The following is a 15,850-nucleotide window of genomic DNA, read 5'->3' on the forward strand; positions in this document are numbered from 1 at the left end:
CAACCCTTCTACCCTACGGGATCAAAGGGCGGGCCCCCGCCGAACAGATGCTTACCGAGAGACTCCGGAACCACCCTCGTGATTCCTGCCGTCCGCCGGGCGCCCGCGAGGGCGCTGGTCGGACGTGCGGGAGGGGGTGTTACCAGGAGCTCTTGGTCACGCCCGGCAGCTCGCCACGGTGAGCCATCTCACGGAGGCACACGCGGCACAGGCCGAACTTGCGGTACACGGAGTGCGGCCGGCCGCAGCGCTGGCAACGCGTGTACGCGCGCACAGCGAACTTCGGCTTGCGGGCCGCCTTAGCGATCAGAGCCTTCTTCGCCACGGTCAGTTCTCCTTGAACGGGAAGCCGAGGTGACGAAGCAGGGCGCGGCCCTCATCGTCGTTGGACGCCGTGGTGACCACGGTGATGTCCATGCCCCGCTGCCGGTCGATCTTGTCCTGGTCGATCTCGTGGAACATGACCTGCTCCGTGAGACCGAAGGTGTAGTTGCCCCGACCGTCGAACTGCTTCGGGGACAGACCACGGAAGTCGCGGATGCGCGGGAGCGCGAGCGACAGCAGGCGGTCCAGGAACTCCCACATGCGGTCACCGCGGAGGGTGACGTGGGCACCGATCGGCTGGCCCTCGCGCAGCTTGAACTGCGCGATGGACTTACGGGCCTTGGTGACGGCCGGCTTCTGGCCGGTGATCGTGGTGAGGTCCTTGATGGCACCCTCGATCAGCTTGGAGTCGCGGGCGGCGTCGCCCACACCCATGTTGACCACGATCTTGGTCAGACCGGGGATCTGCATGACGTTCTCGTAGGAGAACTCGTCCTTCAGCTTCCCGGCGATCTCTTCGCGGTAGCGCGTCTTGAGACGCGGCGCGTTGGTGGTGGCAGTCATCAGATGTCCTCACCGGTCCGCTTGGCAACGCGGATCTTGTTGCCCTCGTCGTCGAAGCGGTATCCGACGCGGGTGACGACCTTCTGGCCGTCCTTCTCCACCACGAGCTGAACGTTGCTCACGTGGATCGGGGCCTCGGTCGTCACGATGCCGCCGGTCTTGGAGCCCCGAGCGGTCTGACCGGCCTTGGTGTGCTTCTTGACCCGGTTGACACCCTCGACCAGGACACGGTCCTCGCGGGGGAAGGCCGCGATGACCTTGCCCTGCTTGCCCTTGTCCTTGCCGGTGATGATCTGGACCAGGTCGCCCTTCTTGATCTTCATCGGTTACAGCACCTCCGGCGCGAGCGAGATGATCTTCATGAACTTCTTCTCGCGCAGCTCCCGGCCCACGGGGCCGAAGATGCGGGTGCCGCGGGGGTCGCCATCGTTCTTGAGGATGACGGCCGCGTTCTCGTCGAAGCGGATGTACGAGCCGTCCGGACGGCGGCGCTCCTTGACGGTGCGAACGATGACCGCCTTGACGACGTCACCCTTCTTCACGTTGCCACCGGGGATCGCATCCTTGACGGTGGCGACGATGACGTCACCGATGCCCGCGTAGCGGCGGCCCGAACCACCGAGAACACGGATGGTGAGAATTTCCTTCGCACCCGTGTTGTCGGCGACCCGAAGCCGCGACTCCTGCTGGATCACGTCTATCTCCTGATCGTCTGCCGGTTCCCGGCGGGGGCCTCATTGCTGAGGCCCACCGCGCGTCTCCATCAGGAGGACGCGGTCGCCGACACCGGCAGCGTTCTGCTCGTCGTGCGCCTTGAGCTTGTTCGTACGGCGGATGACCTTGCCGTACAGCGCGTGCTTGACACGGTCCTCGACAGCGACGACGACGGTCTTGTCCATCTTGTCGCTGACGACGAGACCCTCGCGGGTCTTGCGGAAGCCGCGCTGCTCGTTCGTCTCAGTCACATTCTTCTCGCTCATCAGGCGCTCTCCACCGTCTCGATGCCGAGCTCGCGCTCCCGCATCAGGGTGTAGATCCGGGCGATGTCCTTGCGGACGGCCTTCAGCCGGCCGTGGTTCTCAAGCTGTCCGGTCGCCGCCTGGAAGCGGAGGTTGAACAGCTCCTCCTTGGCCTCACGAAGCTTCCCAACGAGGTCCTCGTTGTTCAGCTCGCGCAGCTCGGTCGCCTTGGTACCGGCCGCCATCACGACTCACCTGCCTCGCGCCGCACGATGCGGCACTTCATCGGAAGCTTGTGGGCGGCGCGGGTCAGCGCCTCCTTGGCAACCTTTTCGTTCGGGAAGGACAGCTCGAACATCACCCGACCGGGCTTGACGTTCGCGACCCACCACTCCGGAGAACCCTTACCGGAACCCATGCGGGTCTCGGCCGGCTTCTTCGTCAGCGGGCGGTCCGGGTAAATGTTGATCCAGACCTTGCCGCCACGCTTGATGTGACGGGTCATGGCGATACGAGCGGACTCGATCTGCCGGTTCGTCACGTAGGCGGGGGTCACGGCCTGAATGCCGTACTCACCGAAGGCAAGCTCGGTGCCACCCTTGGCCATACCGTTGCGCTTCGGGTGGTGCTGCTTGCGGTGCTTGACCCTGCGAGGGATCAGCATGTCGGTCAGCCCTCCGTTCCGGTGCTCTCAGCAGCCGGAGCAGCGGCAGCGGCCTCGGCCTTGGGGGCCTCGGCAGCGGCGTTCTGCTGCGGCTTGCGGCCGCCACGGCCGCCACGCTCGCCACCGCGGCGCGGGCGGTCGTTGCCACCACGGGCCGGGCGGTTGCCCGCACGGGCGGCAGCGTTCTCGGCGCGGACCTCGGCGATGTTCTTGACGTCGCCCTTGTAGATCCAGACCTTCACGCCGATCCGGCCGAAGGTGGTCTTGGCCTCGAAGAAGCCGTAGTCGACGTTCGCGCGGAGCGTGTGCAGGGGCACACGGCCCTCGCGGTAGAACTCCGAGCGCGACATCTCGGCACCGCCGAGACGGCCACCACACTGGATCTTGATGCCCTTGGCGCCGGCCTTCATCGTCGACTGCATGCTCTTGCGCATGGCGCGACGGAAGGAGACGCGGGAGGACAGCTGCTCGGCGACGGCCTGGGCCACCAGCTGAGCATCGGTCTCGGGGTTCTTGACCTCGAGGATGTTCAGCTGGACCTGCTTGCCGGTCAGCTTCTCCAGTTCGCCGCGGATGCGGTCGGCCTCGGCGCCGCGGCGGCCGATGACGATGCCCGGACGAGCGGTGTGGATGTCAACGCGGACGCGCTCACGGGTGCGCTCGATCTCCACCTTCGAGATGCCGGCGCGCTCCATGCCCTTCGTCATCATGCGACGAATGGCGACGTCTTCCTTGACGTAGTCCTTGTACAGCTTGTCGGCGTACCAACGCGACTTGAAGTCGGTGGTGATGCCGAGCCGGAACCCGTGCGGGTTTACCTTCTGGCCCATTACCGGGTTCCTTCCTTGCTGCTGACGACCACGGTGATGTGGCTGGTCCGCTTGCGGATCCGGTAGGCACGGCCCTGGGCACGCGGACGGAACCGCTTCAGGGTCGGACCCTCGTCGACGTACGCCTCGCTGATAACCAGCGTGGAGGCGTCCGTGTGGTCGTAGTTGTGCGCGGCGTTGGCAATGGCGCTGTCCAGCACCTTGCCCACGGGCACGCTCGCGGCCTGCGGGGCGAAACGCAGGACCGCCTGAGCCTCCGTGGCATCCATGCCACGGATAAGGTCCACCACGCGGCGGGCCTTCATGGGCGTGACGCGGATGTACCGCGCCTGGGCCCTGGCTTCCATGGTTGTCCCTTCGGTGTCAGTCATAGTCTTCGCACTCCGGTCGATCAGCGACGACGCGACTTGCGGTCGTCCTTCTCGTGGCCGCGGAAGGTGCGGGTCGGCGCAAACTCGCCGAGCTTGTGGCCGACCATCGACTCGGTGACGAACACCGGGACGTGCTTGCGGCCGTCGTGCACCGCGATCGTGTGGCCGAGCATGGCCGGGACGATCATGGAGCGGCGGGACCAGGTCTTGATGACGTTCTTGGTGCCGGCTTCGTTCTGGACATCCACCTTCTTGGCGAGGTGGTCGTCGACGAAGGGCCCCTTCTTGAGACTACGCGGCATCTAAACCCGCTCCTAGCGCTTCTTGTTCGTCTTGCGGCGGCGGACGATGTACTTGTTCGAAGCCTTCTTCGGCGAACGCGTACGACCCTCCTTCTGGCCCCAGGGCGAGACCGGGTGGCGACCACCGGAGGTCTTGCCCTCACCACCACCGTGCGGGTGGTCGACCGGGTTCATCACGACACCACGCACGGTCGGGCGGACGCCCTTCCAGCGCATACGGCCGGCCTTGCCCCAGTTGATGTTCGACTGCTCGGCGTTGCCGACCTCGCCGACGGTGGCGCGGCAGCGCACGTCGACCAGGCGGATCTCACCGGACGGCATACGAAGGTGGGCCATGGAGCCCTCCTTCGCCAGCAGCTGCACGGAGGCACCCGCGGAGCGGGCGAACTTCGCGCCGCCGCCGGGCCGCAGCTCGATGGCGTGGATCGTCGTACCCACGGGGATGTGGCGCAGCGGCAGGTTGTTGCCCGGCTTGATGTCGGCGCCAGGGCCGTTCTCGATGCGGGCGCCCTGCACCAGGCCACGGGGGGCGATGATGTAGCGCTTCTCGCCGTCCGCGTAGTGGAGCAGCGCGATGCGGGCGGTGCGGTTCGGGTCGTACTCGATGTGCGCGACCTTGGCCGGCACGCCGTCCTTGTCGTGACGACGGAAGTCGATCACGCGGTAGGCGCGCTTGTGGCCACCACCCTGGTGGCGAACGGTCACACGACCGGCGTTGTTACGGCCGCCCTTGCTGTGCAGCGGGCGGACCAGCGACTTCTCCGGCGTGGACCGCGTGATCTCGACAAAGTCGGCGACGCTGGAGCCACGACGGCCCGGGGTCGTCGGCTTGTACTTGCGGATACCCATTTCTCAGTCCTCGTCCGATTCCGGACGACTCGGACTCCGTTAGGAGACCGGGCCGCCGAAGATGTCGATACGGTCGCCCTCGGCGAGGGTCACGATGGCGCGCTTGGTGTTGGCGCGCTTGCCGAAACCGGTGCGGGTGCGCTTGCGCTTGCCCTGGCGGTTGATCGTGTTGACCCCGGTGACCTTGACCGAGAAGACCGCCTCGACGGCCTGCTTGATCTGAGTCTTGTTCGCACGCGGGTCGACGACGAACGTGTACTTGTTCTCGTCCAGCAGCGCGTAGCTCTTCTCGGAGACGACCGGCTTGACCAGGAGGTCGCGCGGGTCCGAGAAGGACTTGCTGGTAACGGTCGCCTCAGTCATCAGGCGGCGCTCCCTTCGAGCTCAGCGGCCTTGGGACCAGCCACGAAGGACTCGAAGGCGGCCTTGGTGAAGACCACGTCGTCGGAGACGAGCACGTCGTACGTGTTCAGCTGGCCCGGCTCCAGGATGTGGACCTGGGGCAGGTTGCGGGCGGACAGCCACGCGGCCTCGTCGGCGCGCTCGGCGACCAGGAGCACGTTCTTGCGCTCGCTGATCTTGCCGAGGAGAGCCTTGGCGGCCTTCGTGGAAACCGTGCCCTCGACCACGCCGGAGACGACGTGGATGCGGCTGCTGCGGGCCCGGTCGGTGAGGGCACCGCGCAGGGCGGCGGCCTTCATCTTCTTCGGGGTCCGCTGCGAGTAGTCACGCGGCACGGGGCCGTGGACGACGCCACCGCCGGCGAACTGCGGCGCACGGGTCGAACCCTGGCGCGCGCGGCCGGTGCCCTTCTGGCGGTACGGCTTCTTGCCACCGCCGCGGACCTCGCCGCGGGTCTTGGTCTTGTGCGTGCCCTGACGGGCCGCGGCCAGCTGCGCGACGACGACCTGGTGGATCAGCGGGATGCTGACCTTCGCGTCGAAGATCTCCGCGGGGAGCTCGACGGTCCCGGCCTTGTCGCCTGCCGGCGAAAGGATGTCAATGGTGCTCATCGGTTACCTCAGGCCCCCTTGGCCGCGGTACGGACCAGGACGAGGCCGCCGTTCGGACCAGGAACTGCGCCCTTGATGAGCAGCAGGCCCTTCTCCGCGTCAACGGCATGGACGGTCAGGTTCTGGGTGGTGACCCGCTCGTTGCCCATACGGCCGGCCATCCGCATGCCCTTGAACACGCGGCCCGGGGTGGCGCAGCCACCGATGGAGCCCGGCTTGCGGTGCACGCGGTGGGCACCGTGCGAAGCCTTGCCGCCGTGGAAGCCGTGACGCTTCATGACACCGGCGAAGCCCTTGCCCTTGCTCTTGCCGGTCACGTCCACCTTGACGCCCGACTCGAAGGTCTCGGCGGTCAGCTCCTGGCCGAGGGTGTACTCACTGGCGTCAGTGGTACGGACCTCGACGAGGTGGCGACGGGGGGTGACGTCGGCCTTCGCGAAGTGGCCCTTGAGGGGCTTGTTCACCTTGCGCGGGTCGATCTCGCCGAAGGCGATCTGGACGGAGTCGTAGCCGTCCTGGTCATTGGTGCGCACCTGGGTAACGACACAGGGGCCGGCCTTCACCACGGTCACCGGAACGACACGGTTGTTGTCGTCCCAGACCTGGGTCATGCCGAGCTTCTCGCCCAGGATGCCCTTGATCTGCTTAGCCATTCTCAGATCACCGACCCTCAGAGCTTGATCTCGATGTCGACACCGGCCGGGAGGTCGAGTCGCATCAGGGAGTCAACGGTCTTCGGCGTCGGGTCGAGGATGTCGATCAGGCGCTTGTGCGTGCGCATCTCGAAGTGCTCGCGCGAGTCCTTGTACTTGTGCGGCGACTTGATGACGCAGTACACGTTCTTTTCGGTGGGGAGCGGCACCGGGCCCGCGACCGACGCACCAGTACGGGTCACCGTCTCGACGATCTTCTTCGCCGACGTGTCGATGACCTCGTGGTCGTAGGCCTTGAGCCGGATGCGGATCTTCTGTCCCGCCATGGCTACTTCGTAGTCCTGTCTCTCGTAACGCTCTGGGACCCGGTACGTTGCCGTCCATCCACCGACCCGACCGACCCACGCGGTCGGGCGTGTCGCGCTCCTTCCCGCAGATCTCCGCAAGGGCGATCCTTCGAGAAGGAGAACGTGGGGGATGAACACCCACCGGGCGCCTGGCCGAGGCACCCCGCTGACACTTCCCGGAAGATTCCCGTACTTCCGCCCCTGATAAGGAGCGACGAATACCTAGGACTCGCTTCCGGTCCTCCCGGCGGGAGGCGCGCAGCATCGGCACTCAACCGAGCAACCTGGACAGTGTGCCATACGAGCGGCGAACGCCGCCAATCAAGCCGGAGATCGTACACCGCTCCGGGGCCCGCGGTGACACGGCCCCGCCCGCGACACGCCGTATCCGGCCGGTACAGAGCGCGTCTTCGCAGGCCGGAGCGGGTCCGCGCGCCGCGTTACGCCGCGATCGCCAGCTGCCACTGGATGCGGGCGGACTCTTCCGTACGGCGGCCCCCGGTCTCCATGGCGAAAGCGGCGCGCGGATGGTCGCGGACCAGACGGAGCCACTCCGCGACCGTGGCCGACGCCGGTACGGGCACGACACGGCCGGAGCGGGCCGGGCCACGGCTGGACAGCACGGTGACGGTGAACCGGTCCGTCTCGGTGACCAGCACCGCGTCGTGCGGGAACCGCGCCACGCACTCCATCACGCCGCGCGCCGGCTCCCGCCCGTCGGCCACGACCAGGACGTGGTTGCCGTGCTCGTCCGTCGTCCCGTCGAACCCCGCCAGCAGGGTCAGGAAGCGGCTTATGTGGTGGCTGCGCAGCTCGTCGATGACACGCTGGCGCCCGTCCTTGAAGCCCGGGGTGGTGGCGAAGCGGAAGGTCAGCGAGATCCGCCCGGCCAGCGCGACATCGATCTGCGCCATCTCCTCGCGCGTGGGGTGCGCGGCGCCGTCGTCCAGGCCGTGTGCGGCGAGCCAGCGGTTGACCTCGGACCAGAGCCACGCCTGCGACCGGCCGACGGTCCCCTCCGGGGCCGGGAAGGGCGCGCCACGGGCCTTGCGCACCCCGGCGGCCCACTGGGCGACGTTCTGCCGGGAGCGTCCCGTACGCTCGGCGATCTCGTGTATGCCGACCAGGTCGCGGTCGAGGCGGCACACCCGCAGGCGCGGCGCGGCGGCCCGTACCGCCGAGGCGGCTTCGAGGGCGGCCTGTACCGCGCAGTCGCCCGGCCAGCTGACGCTGAGCAGGTCGACGCCACCGGCCCGCGCCAGGAGGGCGTCGCAGGTCTCGCGCAGCGCGTCGACGGCATCCTGGTCGTCGACGGTCGCGCCGGTGACGACGAAGGTGAAGTCGTAGTCCATGGCGGCGTTCCCCCTAGTCCTTCCGCAGGGTCGCAGAGTCTGTTGTCGTTCGTCAACAGACAAAGCATGACAAAACCTGCCGCACCCTGCTCGGGCAACTGTCGCAAAACGCACAGACCTCGATGGCCCACCTCAGTTGACGCAGTGGTCACGCTTCGGCGCGCGGCATCCCCGTCAGACTGCGGTTCGGCGCCTCGCCGGGCAGCGGGCACCGGGCCGCCATCCGGTCGATCACGCGCGCGTGCGCGGACGGGTTGCGCGGCGTGCCCGCCACGGGAATGACCGTGCAGCGGCCCTCACAGGGGCAGTAGAGGCGCCCCCAGTGCCCGTCCTTGCGCAACACCCAGCCCCGGGCGGCCCACTTCTCCAGGACGCGCCGTACGTCCTTCTTGGGGTGGTCACAGGGCCTGATCTCGCTGCCGACCACCCGCTCACCGCCCGTCGTCGTGCGAGAGCGGCCCGCAGGGCCCGCGGCGCGCGGGCGGCTTCGGGACGGCTGCGGCGCCGGCGCTGCGCGCGGCGGGGGTGACGGGGTGAGCAAGTACCACGAGAGGCTGACTCCTCTGGTGCCGATGAGGTGGCTACGCTCCGACACCAGTACGTTACTCCAAATGACGGACGGCGCCCGGCACATCGTGCGCGCCACACCTCACAACCCGTATCGCCACCGCGCCGGAATGCGATCCGCATTCGGTTCGCCGCAAAATCCTATAGCTCAGATGAAAGGGAAGCCGTCTGAATGAAGCTGCGGGCCCGGCGACTGAAGGGCCCCGCCGAGGGAATCCTGTTTCCCGTGCCGGGGGGGCTGAACGGAGAGAGCCCGCGCGAACTGTCCCGGCTCCCGGCCCATACGCGCCGGGCCCGGCGCGTATGGGCCGCCGGGCTCCCCGCTGACGGGGCGAGGCTGCGACCGGCAGCGTGCAGCCGCCGTCAGTGACCGAATTCCCCCGCGATGATTTCCGCGGGGCGGAGTGACGGAATCCGCCGCTCTTCCGATCATCAGCTCATCATCATCGGCTCATCGACGAATACCAGGCCGACCCCTCCCCCGTACCGAGGAATCACCCACCCGCCTATGCACACCACCATGCCGAAATCCCCCGCCCGGACTTTCCACCACCGGAGGAAGTGCCATGCCCCTGAACCCGCCGGCCGAAAACGGCCCGTCGGCGCCGCCCCGTGTCATCGCGGTGAGCGGCCCGGCCCACGTGGGCAAGGCAACGCAGCTGCGGCTGCTGGCCCGCCGTACCCCGCAGCTCGACGTCTGCCGCCCGGCGGACGAGGACGCCCCGCTGTGGCCGGCCCTCATCGGTACGGACCGCACCGGCTGGTGGCTCCACAGCACCTCGTACCAGGAGCTGGCGGATGTGCTGGCCGCCTCCTTCCTGGCCCGCGCCCGGCAGCCCCACGCAGGCGGTCTGCGCTGCGTACGGCAGGGCCTGCCCATGCTGGAAGCGACGCTGGCCGCGGTGGCCGCGGTACGCGAGGCGCGTACGACGGCGCGCGCTGCCGATGACGCCCGCGCCGCGCTCGCCCCGTACCGCGCCGCGCTGCACGCCGCCGAGGAGAGCGAGTACGGCCTCGTCCTGCTGCACGACGAGGACCCCGCGCTGGGCGTCGCGCGCGGTCTGGCCCGGTCACCGGCCCCGAACGGGCTCCTGGAGAACTACCAGCGGCGGCTCCACGACCAGATTCACCGCCTCGTCGACGAAGGACGGTTCGGCACGGCCGTCGTCGTCGGCGACCGGCCGGTCATCGACGTGCAGCACCAACTGCGGCAGTGCCTCCACCGGCTGTACCCAGCGGTGCCGGAGTGCGCGCTCTCCCGTGTGCGGGTGGTGGCGCTCGGGGGCGACAGCGACCAGGCGCGCGAGGACGCGGGCGAATACCTGCGTACCCGGCGCGGCTACGCCCGCCTCGATGCCGCGTACCTGGCCGGCGATGCGGCCTCCGACCCCCGGACCTGGGCCGAACGCCTCACCGACGGCCTTGACCGTTTCTGCGCCGCGCATCCCTTCCTCGATCGGGTGAGTGTCGAGCCCGTACGTGACCCAGGCGCGCTCACGGAGCTGCGCAAGCTGTTCGGTGACCGGCTGCGCGTCCAGGACGGGCCGCCTGCCGGGCAGGCCGCCGCCACGCCGTGGGCGCATCTGTCCCTCCAGCGCGGCCTTGACCGCCTGGCCTTCGACACAGCCTGGACCTTCCGGCCGCTGAAGCCCGTCTCCGTCCACAGCCTGGGGTTGCCGCCGTGCCTCGGCAGCTACCTGCGCGCGCTGCGGGACCGGCTCATCCGGCCTTTCCCGGCCGTTGATCTGGTCGCCGTCACCGGCAGCGCGGCCCAGGGGACGTACGAGCAGGGCCGCAGCGATCTGGACGTCCTCGTCGTGGCGCCGCAGGACCGGCTTCCCCGGCTCCGGCGGGTACGCGCCGGCCTGGCGCCCGAGCCGGCCGGGGTGCGGCTGACGATGACGGTCCTCACCGAGGACGAGTTCCGCGCGGGCGCCCTGCCGCCGCGGCTGCTGCACGTCCTCACCCTGAGCGGGGCGGGCGCCGTCGCGCCCCTGTGGTGCGCCCCCGGCCTCGCCCTGCCCGTACCGGACGCCGTGACGTACGCGGACGCCAGCCTGCGCGACGCGGTACGGGCGGCCGTCACCATCCGCAGGCAGCTCCTGCTGGACGACCCGTACCTGCACGTGCTCCACAAGGCCACCGCCCTCCTCGCGAAGGTCATGCTCCGGGTGGAGTGCGGGGCCGAGTACCCGGCCGACGACCAGGCCATCGCGGCCTTCCACCGCCGGCAGCCCGACGGCGACGACGAGGGGCCCGGCGACGTACGGCGCGACCGGGCCGCGGCCGAGCGGATGGCCGGGGCGGTGCTGCGCGGCTGGCTGGCGACGCTCGGGGCCACGCCGGAGGCGGGCGCTGTCACGGCCGCCGCCTCCGCACCGGTGGCGCCGCACCCCCGCCGGTAGCCCGGACGGGCCGGTCAGCAGATCGGCAGGCGAGCAGACGAGCCGGTCAGCCGACCGGCCGCGCCCCCACCGCACCGGGACTGCGCTGCGTGTCCCCGCCCGGCACCGGCTCCGACGGGTCCGTGCCGAGCGCGACGATGCGGTTGTCCGCGTCCACGTGCACGACGTGCGGCCGCAGCGTACGGGCCTCCGCGTCGTCCACCTGCGCGTAGCTGATGAGGATCACCAGGTCGCCGGGGTGTACGAGGTGCGCGGCGGCGCCGTTGATGCCCAGGACGCCGGAGCCGCGCTCGCCCTCGATGATGTACGTCTCCAGGCGGGCGCCGTTGGTGATGTCGACGATGTGGACCAGCTCGCCGGGGAGCAGATCGGCGGCGTCCAGCAGGTCGGCGTCGACCGTCACCGAGCCGACGTAGTGCAGGTCCGCCTGGGTCACGGTGGCCCGGTGGATCTTGGACTTGAACATGGTGCGCAGCATGGCGTCACTTCCGGGAGAAGGGTCGCGTCCCCGGCCGGGGTACGCGCCGACCCGCACATGCTAGGCAGCGGGGGCCCGGAGCAGAAGGCCCGGCCGCGAACAGCGAAGAGCCCCGCTCACCCGAAGGTGAGCGGGGCTCCTCAGAGCGCTCAGCAGAGCTGCCGGGTCTCCCCGACCGTCAAGGACTTACTTGACGATCTTGGTGACCTGGCCGGCGCCGACGGTCCGGCCACCCTCACGGATGGCGAACTTCAGGCCCTCCTCCATGGCGACCGGCTGGATCAGCTGGACCGACATCTCGGTGTTGTCGCCCGGCATGACCATCTCGGTGCCCTCGGGGAGGGTCACAACACCGGTCACGTCAGTCGTACGGAAGTAGAACTGCGGACGGTAGTTGTTGAAGAACGGCGTGTGGCGGCCACCCTCGTCCTTGGACAGGATGTAGGCCTGCGCCTCGAACTCGGTGTGCGGGGTGACCGAGCCCGGCTTGATGATGACCTGGCCGCGCTCGACGTCCTCGCGCTTGATGCCACGGAGCAGCAGACCGACGTTCTCACCGGCCTGGCCCTCGTCGAGCAGCTTGCGGAACATCTCGATGCCGGTGACCGTGGTGGTGGTCTTCTCGGTCTTGATGCCGATGATGTCGACGGTCTCGTTGACCTTGAGGACACCACGCTCGATACGACCGGTGACAACGGTGCCACGGCCGGTGATCGTGAAGACGTCCTCGATCGGCATCAGGAACGGCTTGTCGACGTCACGCTCGGGCTGCGGGATGGCGCCGTCCACGGCCTCCATCAGGTTCAGGACCGACTGGCCCCACTCCGCGTCGCCCTCGAGCGCCTTAAGCGCCGAGACCTTGACGACCGGCACGTCGTCGCCCGGGAACTCGTACTCGGAGAGGAGCTCACGGACCTCGAGCTCGACGAGCTCCAGGATCTCCTCGTCGTCCACCATGTCGGCCTTGTTCAGGGCGACGACGATGTACGGAACGCCGACCTGGCGGGCCAGGAGCACGTGCTCCTTGGTCTGCGGCATCGGACCGTCGGTCGCGGCGACCACGAGGATCGCGCCGTCCATCTGGGCGGCACCGGTGATCATGTTCTTGATGTAGTCCGCGTGACCCGGGCAGTCGACGTGGGCGTAGTGACGGTTCTCCGTCTGGTACTCGACGTGCGCGATCGAGATGGTGATACCGCGCTGGCGCTCTTCGGGAGCCTTGTCGATCTGGTCGAAGGCCGAGGCCTCGTTCAGGTCCGGGTACGCGTCGTGCAGCACCTTGGTAATGGCGGCCGTGAGGGTCGTCTTACCGTGGTCGATGTGACCGATGGTGCCGATGTTGACGTGCGGCTTAGTCCGCTCGAACTTCGCCTTCGCCACTGGGGTCCTCCTGTGGAGTGGTTCTGTACGCCTTACTCATCGGCGCCAGGTGATCTTTGCTGGGGTGCCGGCTGCCGGGGGCCCACCCCGCGGGTGGCGGGGACGGGCCCCGGCAGACGGTGTCAAGCCTAAAGCGTGTTCCGACTCGTGGGAGCCGGGACTACTCGCCCTTGGCCTTCGCGATGATCTCCTCGGCGACGTTCCGCGGAACCTCGGCGTAGGAGTCGAACTGCATCGAGTAGCTTGCGCGACCCGAGGTCTTGCTGCGGAGGTCTCCGACGTAGCCGAACATCTCCGAGAGCGGAACCAGGCCCGTGACGAGCTTGGCGCCGTGGCGGTCCTCCATGGACTGGATCTGACCGCGACGCGAGTTGATGTCGCCGATGACGTCACCCATGTAGTCCTCGGGCGTCGTCACCTCGACCTTCATCATCGGCTCCAGCAGGGCCGGGCTGGCCTTGCGGGCGGCCTCCTTGAAGGCCATCGAACCGGCGATCTTGAAGGCCATCTCCGAGGAGTCGACCTCGTGGAAGGCACCGTCGAGAAGCACGACCTTGACGCCGGTCAGCGGGTAGCCGGCGAGCACGCCGAACTCCATGGCCTCCTGGCAGCCCGCGTCCACGGACGGGATGTACTCCCGCGGGATACGGCCACCGGTGACCTTGTTCTCGAACTCGTACCCGTCGCCCTCAAGGGGCTCCAGCGCGATCTGGACCTTCGCGAACTGACCGGAACCACCGGTCTGCTTCTTGTGCGTGTAGTCCAGCCGCTCGACGGCCTTGCGCAGGGTCTCGCGGTAGGCGACCTGCGGCTTGCCGACGTTGGCCTCGACCTTGAACTCGCGCTTCATACGGTCGACCAGCACGTCGAGGTGCAGCTCGCCCATACCCGCGATGATGGTCTGGCCCGTCTCCTCGTCCGTGTGGACCTGGAAGGACGGGTCCTCCTCGGCCAGACGCTGGATGGCGACACCCAGCTTCTCCTGGTCGCCCTTGGACTTGGGCTCGATGGCGACCTGGATGACCGGGGCCGGGAACTCCATCGACTCCAGGATGACCTGGTTCGACGGGTCGCAGAGGGTCTCACCGGTGGTGGTCTGCTTCAGACCCATGACGGCGACGATGTCACCGGCACCCACCGACTCGATCTCCTCACGCTTGTTCGCGTGCATCCGGTAGATCTTGCCGATGCGCTCCTTCTTGCCCTTCACCGAGTTGGTGACCTGCGAGCCGGCCTCAAGGCGGCCCGAGTACACCCGGATGAAGGTGAGCTTGCCCAGGTGGGGGTCGCTCGCGATCTTGAAGGCCAGCGCGGACAGCGGCTCGTCCTCGGAGGGACGGCGCTTGATGACCTGGTCCGCGTCGTTGACGGCGTGGCCCTCGATGGCCTCGACGTCCAGCGGCGACGGCAGGTAGCGCACGACGGCGTCGAGCAGGGGCTGCACGCCCTTGTTCTTGAACGCGGTGCCGCAGAAGACCGGGGTGACGGTGGTGTCGCCGCCCTTGCCGGAGTTGATGGTGATGCGGCGGATCGCCGCGTGCAGCTGCTCCTCGGTGGGCTCCTGGCCCTCCAGGTACAGCTCCATCATCTCTTCGTCGTTCTCGGCGACGGCCTCGAGGAGCTTGCCGCGCCACTCGTCGGCGGCCTCGGTGTGCGTGGCCGGGATGTCGAGCGTGTCGTACATCTCGCCCTTGGCGGCCTCGGCGGACCAGACCAGCGCCTTCATGGAGACGAGGTCGATGACGCCCTTGAAGTCCGCCTCGGTGCCGATCGGCAGCTGCATCACGATCGGGGTCGCGCCCAGGCGGTCCACGATCATGTCGACGCAGCGGTGGAACTCCGCACCGGTGCGGTCGAGCTTGTTGACGAAGCAGATACGCGGCACGCCGTAGCGGTCCGCCTGGCGCCAGACGGTCTCGGACTGCGGCTCAACACCGGCAACGCCGTCGAACACCGTCACGGCACCGTCGAGCACGCGCAGCGAGCGCTCCACCTCGACGGTGAAGTCGACGTGGCCCGGGGTGTCGATGATGTTGATGGTGTGGTCGACGTTGTTCAGCGGCCAGTGGCAGGTCGTCGCGGCAGACGTGATCGTGATGCCGCGCTCCTGCTCCTGCTCCATCCAGTCCATCGTGGCAGCGCCGTCGTGGACCTCACCGATCTTGTAAGAGACACCGGTGTAGAACAGGATCCGCTCGGTGGTGGTCGTCTTGCCCGCGTCGATGTGGGCCATGATCCCGATGTTGCGGACCTTGGCCAGGTCAAGCGAAGTGGTAGCCATATCGGCTCAATCTTCTCTCGGTCTCGATGGGGGTAGCGACTACCAGCGGTAGTGCGCGAAGGCCTTGTTGGACTCGGCCATCTTGTGCGTGTCCTCGCGCTTCTTGACCGAAGCGCCGAGGCCGTTCGAGGCGTCCAGCAGCTCGTTCATGAGGCGCTCGGTCATGGTCTTCTCGCGGCGGGCGCGGGAGTAGCCCACGAGCCAACGCAGCGAGAGCGTGGCGGCACGGCCGGGCTTGACCTCGACCGGGACCTGGTAGGTCGCGCCACCGACACGGCGGGACTTGACCTCAAGGGTCGGCTTGATGTTCTCGAGCGCGCGCTTCAGCGTGATGACCGGGTCGTTGCCGGTCTTCTCACGCAGACCCTCCATGGCGCCGTAGACGATGCGCTCGGCGGTGGAGCGCTTGCCGTTCAGCAGCACCTTGTTGATGAGGGAGGTCACCAGAGGAGAGCCGTAGACCGGGTCGATGATGACCGGGCGCTTCGGGGCGGGGCCCTTACGAGGCATT

The 15,850-nt window shown here is 68.3% G+C and carries 22 protein-coding genes; 1 reads left to right on the forward strand and 21 read right to left on the reverse strand.

The window, feature by feature from the left end; genetic code table 11:
- Window positions 1-139: 139 nt before the first annotated feature.
- The 17 genes from IH45_RS0132825 to IH45_RS0132905 all read right to left on the reverse strand — a co-directional run bounded on the left by IH45_RS0132825 (window position 140) and on the right by IH45_RS0132905 (window position 8,655).
- Complete coding sequence (locus IH45_RS0132825; RefSeq protein WP_004571834.1) at window positions 140-325, reverse strand: type Z 30S ribosomal protein S14; 186 nt, start codon at window positions 323-325, stop codon at window positions 140-142.
- A gap of 2 nt (window positions 326-327) precedes the next feature.
- Window positions 328-888: a 50S ribosomal protein L5 gene (rplE, locus tag IH45_RS0132830; RefSeq protein WP_030677017.1), complete on the reverse strand. Its 561-nt coding sequence runs from the start codon at window positions 886-888 to the stop codon at window positions 328-330.
- Window positions 888-1,211, reverse strand: coding sequence for a 50S ribosomal protein L24 (rplX, locus tag IH45_RS0132835; RefSeq protein WP_030677020.1), 324 nt, complete (start codon window positions 1,209-1,211; stop codon window positions 888-890). The genes rplE and rplX overlap by 1 nt, the downstream gene beginning before the upstream one ends.
- A gap of 3 nt (window positions 1,212-1,214) precedes the next feature.
- Window positions 1,215-1,583 carry a 50S ribosomal protein L14 gene (gene rplN, locus IH45_RS0132840; protein ID WP_003974257.1) on the reverse strand — a complete coding sequence of 123 codons (369 nt, stop codon included), beginning with the start codon at window positions 1,581-1,583 and terminating at the stop codon, window positions 1,215-1,217.
- A gap of 39 nt (window positions 1,584-1,622) precedes the next feature.
- Complete coding sequence (gene rpsQ, locus IH45_RS0132845; RefSeq protein ID WP_050515347.1) at window positions 1,623-1,868, reverse strand: 30S ribosomal protein S17; 246 nt, start codon at window positions 1,866-1,868, stop codon at window positions 1,623-1,625.
- The gene (gene rpmC, locus IH45_RS0132850) at window positions 1,868-2,092 is read right to left on the reverse strand and encodes a 50S ribosomal protein L29 (protein WP_004571830.1); all 225 of its coding nucleotides are present in this window, start codon (window positions 2,090-2,092) and stop codon (window positions 1,868-1,870) included. Before rpmC ends, rpsQ begins: the two co-directional genes overlap by 1 nt.
- A complete protein-coding gene (gene rplP, locus IH45_RS0132855; RefSeq protein ID WP_004571829.1) occupies window positions 2,092-2,511 on the reverse strand; it encodes a 50S ribosomal protein L16 in 420 nt (139 codons plus the stop codon). Before rplP ends, rpmC begins: the two co-directional genes overlap by 1 nt.
- 5 nt (window positions 2,512-2,516) lie before the next feature.
- Window positions 2,517-3,341 carry a 30S ribosomal protein S3 gene (rpsC, locus tag IH45_RS0132860; protein WP_030589649.1) on the reverse strand — a complete coding sequence of 275 codons (825 nt, stop codon included), beginning with the start codon at window positions 3,339-3,341 and terminating at the stop codon, window positions 2,517-2,519.
- Window positions 3,341-3,688: a 50S ribosomal protein L22 gene (rplV, locus tag IH45_RS0132865; protein WP_009997296.1), complete on the reverse strand. Its 348-nt coding sequence runs from the start codon at window positions 3,686-3,688 to the stop codon at window positions 3,341-3,343. Before rplV ends, rpsC begins: the two co-directional genes overlap by 1 nt.
- Window positions 3,689-3,732: 44 nt before the next feature.
- Window positions 3,733-4,014, reverse strand: a complete 282-nt coding sequence (gene rpsS / locus IH45_RS0132870; protein WP_004571826.1) for a 30S ribosomal protein S19 — start codon at window positions 4,012-4,014, stop codon at window positions 3,733-3,735.
- 12 nt (window positions 4,015-4,026) lie between these two features.
- The gene (gene rplB, locus IH45_RS0132875) at window positions 4,027-4,863 is read right to left on the reverse strand and encodes a 50S ribosomal protein L2 (protein ID WP_030677025.1); all 837 of its coding nucleotides are present in this window, start codon (window positions 4,861-4,863) and stop codon (window positions 4,027-4,029) included.
- A gap of 39 nt (window positions 4,864-4,902) precedes the next feature.
- A complete protein-coding gene (gene rplW, locus IH45_RS0132880) occupies window positions 4,903-5,226 on the reverse strand; it encodes a 50S ribosomal protein L23 (protein WP_004571824.1) in 324 nt (107 codons plus the stop codon).
- Entirely contained in the window at window positions 5,226-5,876 is a 651-nt protein-coding gene (rplD, locus tag IH45_RS0132885; protein ID WP_030677028.1) for a 50S ribosomal protein L4, read from the reverse strand. Before rplD ends, rplW begins: the two co-directional genes overlap by 1 nt.
- Window positions 5,877-5,884: 8 nt before the next feature.
- Entirely contained in the window at window positions 5,885-6,529 is a 645-nt protein-coding gene (gene rplC, locus IH45_RS0132890; RefSeq protein WP_030677031.1) for a 50S ribosomal protein L3, read from the reverse strand.
- 17 nt (window positions 6,530-6,546) lie between these two features.
- Window positions 6,547-6,855 (reverse strand): 30S ribosomal protein S10, encoded by a 309-nt coding sequence (rpsJ, locus tag IH45_RS0132895; protein WP_004571821.1) that lies wholly within the window; start codon window positions 6,853-6,855, stop codon window positions 6,547-6,549.
- A gap of 461 nt (window positions 6,856-7,316) precedes the next feature.
- Window positions 7,317-8,228, reverse strand: a complete 912-nt coding sequence (locus IH45_RS0132900) for a helix-turn-helix transcriptional regulator (protein ID WP_030677035.1) — start codon at window positions 8,226-8,228, stop codon at window positions 7,317-7,319.
- A 148-nt stretch (window positions 8,229-8,376) separates the two neighbouring features.
- Window positions 8,377-8,655 (reverse strand): hypothetical protein, encoded by a 279-nt coding sequence (locus tag IH45_RS0132905; protein ID WP_030677038.1) that lies wholly within the window; start codon window positions 8,653-8,655, stop codon window positions 8,377-8,379.
- Between the two features lie 706 nt (window positions 8,656-9,361).
- Here IH45_RS0132905 and IH45_RS0132910 point away from each other — a divergent pair.
- Window positions 9,362-11,200 (forward strand): nucleotidyltransferase domain-containing protein, encoded by a 1,839-nt coding sequence (locus IH45_RS0132910; RefSeq protein WP_050515348.1) that lies wholly within the window; start codon window positions 9,362-9,364, stop codon window positions 11,198-11,200.
- 46 nt (window positions 11,201-11,246) lie between these two features.
- Here the strand turns inward: IH45_RS0132910 and panD are convergent, their stop codons facing one another.
- The 4 genes from panD to rpsG form a co-directional block, all read right to left on the reverse strand.
- Entirely contained in the window at window positions 11,247-11,678 is a 432-nt protein-coding gene (gene panD / locus IH45_RS0132915; RefSeq protein ID WP_030677043.1) for an aspartate 1-decarboxylase, read from the reverse strand.
- Window positions 11,679-11,864: 186 nt separating this feature from the next.
- Window positions 11,865-13,058: an elongation factor Tu gene (tuf, locus tag IH45_RS0132920; protein ID WP_030632473.1), complete on the reverse strand. Its 1,194-nt coding sequence runs from the start codon at window positions 13,056-13,058 to the stop codon at window positions 11,865-11,867.
- 160 nt (window positions 13,059-13,218) lie between these two features.
- Window positions 13,219-15,339 (reverse strand): elongation factor G, encoded by a 2,121-nt coding sequence (fusA, locus tag IH45_RS0132925; RefSeq protein ID WP_030677047.1) that lies wholly within the window; start codon window positions 15,337-15,339, stop codon window positions 13,219-13,221.
- A gap of 39 nt (window positions 15,340-15,378) precedes the next feature.
- Window positions 15,379-15,849, reverse strand: a complete 471-nt coding sequence (gene rpsG / locus IH45_RS0132930) for a 30S ribosomal protein S7 (protein WP_004571813.1) — start codon at window positions 15,847-15,849, stop codon at window positions 15,379-15,381.
- Window position 15,850: the final 1 nt, after the last annotated feature.

It is taken from the genome of Streptomyces rimosus subsp. rimosus, assembly GCF_000720725.1.
In the GTDB taxonomy this organism is placed as follows: domain Bacteria; phylum Actinomycetota; class Actinomycetes; order Streptomycetales; family Streptomycetaceae; genus Streptomyces; species Streptomyces rimosus_A.